This is a genomic window from Treponema sp. UBA753 (assembly GCF_002297325.1).
Lineage (GTDB): Bacteria > Spirochaetota > Spirochaetia > Treponematales > Treponemataceae > Treponema_D.
The window spans coordinates 1-2,722 of record NZ_DBKJ01000130.1; the positions used below are offsets into that span (position 1 = coordinate 1).

The 2,722-nt window shown below is 38.5% G+C and carries 4 protein-coding genes; all 4 read right to left on the minus strand.

Going from position 1 to position 2,722, the window contains the following annotated elements; translation table 11 throughout:
- A partial coding sequence (locus tag B4C08_RS10310; protein WP_296665112.1) for a DUF2225 domain-containing protein occupies positions 1-746 on the minus strand: 746 nt, incomplete at its 3' end.
- Between the two features lie 27 nt (positions 747-773).
- Positions 774-1,157: a holo-ACP synthase gene (gene acpS, locus B4C08_RS10315; RefSeq protein WP_296665113.1), complete on the minus strand. Its 384-nt coding sequence runs from the start codon at positions 1,155-1,157 to the stop codon at positions 774-776.
- Between the two features lie 8 nt (positions 1,158-1,165).
- Positions 1,166-2,206 carry a CdaR family protein gene (locus tag B4C08_RS10320; protein ID WP_296665115.1) on the minus strand — a complete coding sequence of 347 codons (1,041 nt, stop codon included), beginning with the start codon at positions 2,204-2,206 and terminating at the stop codon, positions 1,166-1,168.
- On the minus strand, positions 2,172-2,722 hold a 551-nt coding region (locus B4C08_RS10325), incomplete at its 5' end, for a diadenylate cyclase (RefSeq protein ID WP_296665117.1). The genes B4C08_RS10320 and B4C08_RS10325, both read right to left, overlap by 35 nt.

Consider the following 2,722-nt stretch of genomic DNA (forward strand, 5'->3'; position numbering starts at 1 on the left):
CTAAGCTCTTGATTTTCTCGCTGACCGTACTTGTATTCCAAAAGTCCGCTTAAATAAATCACGCCATCGTAGCCATAGTTTTTATCAGTGTCAGGACCAAAGTTTGCAACAGATTCTATTGATTCAATTCGTCCAGTTTCATTAATCAAAGTCTGCTGATAAAAAAACAAAGCTTTTCTATAAAAAACCTGAGCGACATAGTCATAATTATGATCCGGGCAAACATGTTCAATTTCATTGCAAAGCCAGGCAAGACGCAAAGAAATTTCAGCGCGTTTAAAAGTTGGGGCATAAGCAATATCCGCCTTTTCATAGCAAAGGAGCGCAAGATAATACATTGCAGTTCCATCGTACAAAGTCCGCTCGTCATTTAAGTCGTAATGCGGAAAAATCGCTTCAACTTCTTTTATTCTATGCTGCTCATCCTGCATAATTCTATCAAAAGTTTCTGGATCTTTTATATCCTTGAAATCTTTCCAAAACAAAGCTGTGTGGCAATGAGGACAACAGCCAATTTCGTAAATAAGAGGATAAACTCTTCCGTATTTTTTGGAAGGCTCATAATTTCTATGAAGCTCGTCAGTAAGATTTCCTGCGATAGTACGGCCGCCACCTTGATGCATAAGCTCTTGCCTGAATTTTTTGCGGCAGACTGGACACAAAGCATCTTCTTTTGCCCAATAAGAAACTGCGGGCTTTTTTTCTGCTTCTGTTAAAAAAGTTTTTCTATTAAATTGAGTTGCCATTTTTCCTCCGCAAAATTTATTTTTCCATTATGAAACTATTTCGATTGCAACGAACGCTAAAGCATATTCTTTTTCGTGGCTAAGCGAAACATGGATTTTATATTTTTCACCGCATTTTTCTTCAAGCAATTTTTTTGCATTTCCTAAAACTTTTATTTCAGGCTTTTTATTATCGTCTTTTGAAATAAAAACTTCATTTAAATTGAATCCGCGAATTCCAGTTCCAAGAGCTTTTGAAAATGCTTCTTTCGCTGCAAAACGGCTCGCATAAAATTCGCATTTACGCTGAAGACTTGCGCTTTCAGAAATACATTCACTTTCATTATAAAATCGTTTTATCATATCTTTGGACAAAACCCATTTTTCAAATCGAGAAACTTTTGTTATATCGCAGCCAACACCAAAAATCATGCAAACCTTTATGACAAAACCGGAACTTTAAAAACTGAGCTCGTTGACTTTTTTTCAGTCTCAGTCTCTTCTATAGGGATTTCTCCTTCTTGCTCTGATTTTACAACATTCAGCACAAAGACAGTGAAGCTTTGCGAAGAAATATTCAGGTTTCCCGGAGCGTCAATTTGAACTGGAACTTCATAAATTCCTGGCTCTGTAATAAAAGCGCAGTCGGCAAAAACATTAAAGTCTGCCGGGGAAACTTTTTCAATATCTAGCAAATTTCCTTCCACAGAAAAATCAATTTTAACATCTTCTCCAGAAACTGCAAGACTGGACGAAAGATTTACGAGCACAACAGGAACACTCTTGAATTCTTTTACAGTTCCCTCAATCACAATCGGAACAGAAACTCTAATAGAATTTTTTTCTCCAAGAATCGAAATATACGAATTCGTATTCACGGGACTTACAATTTTTGAGATGCTTCCGTCCGCGCCTTCAATCGAAACAGCTCCAACCGGCAGTTTATTTATTGAATCCACCATTGACGCAGGTCCGCACAAGGTTACAAACGAAGGCTCCAGCTCAGCAGAAAGCGCCTTGTATCCATGCGCAGGCTTTCCCACAACAGAAGCATAAAGAGGAACCGCTTTTGTTGTTTTCTTTTGAATCTGAATTTTCACATTGTCAGGCTGATTGTAAATTTCAAGCGGCTCTAAATCCAGCTGCACAATTTTTTCATCAAGGTCAACATAAACAGGAAAATCGTAAATTCCTTCTTTTGTTTGGGAAGAAACATCTATAAACGCTGTCAAATCTTTTTCAACTATAGAAGCAATCTGATCTCGTTTTGTCCTGACTTTTACCCTTATGTATTTCACCTGTTCAAGCCCGGAAACAGGAATCATATTTCCTTCAGCACGGACTTCAAGAGGCACAGAAAAAGTCTTTACATCAAGAAGTGAAATTTGATGGAAAAAATAAATCATTGCAGCCAGAACAAAGCAGATTGCTTTTACAGGCCAGTTTTTAGTTATCTTTGCCAGTAATTGGTTTATGCTCATCGATTGTATCCTCTATAATCTGCTGATCTGGAGTAATATCCAGCTGACGTTCAAGAATTCTTGTAACTTGATCCATTGTAAGGTCATAATGAAGCTTTGAGTCATAGGCAAGACTGTATGCGCCAGTTTCTTCACTAACAACAAGCACAACGCAGTCGCTTACCTCGCAAAGACCAAGAGCCGCCCTATGACGCGTTCCAAAAGTCTTTTTTATGTCGTATTGCTCGCTTACTGGAAGAAAACAGCCCGCCGCAAGAATTTTTCCGCCCTGAATAAAACAAGCGCCATCATGCAAAGGCGTATTATGTCCGAAAATTGTTACAAGCAAGCTTGAAGAAAGATCTGCATTAAGTCTTGTTCCCGTGGAAAGAATATTGTCAAGTTTTGTGCGCCGCATAAAAACAGCAAGCATTCCGCGCTTCTGCTTTGAAAGCATTTCAGCTGCAATAAGAACAGAATCCACATAAGAATGCTTCGCCCTGCTTCCAAAAGTGAACCATTCAGCCTGTCCAAGTT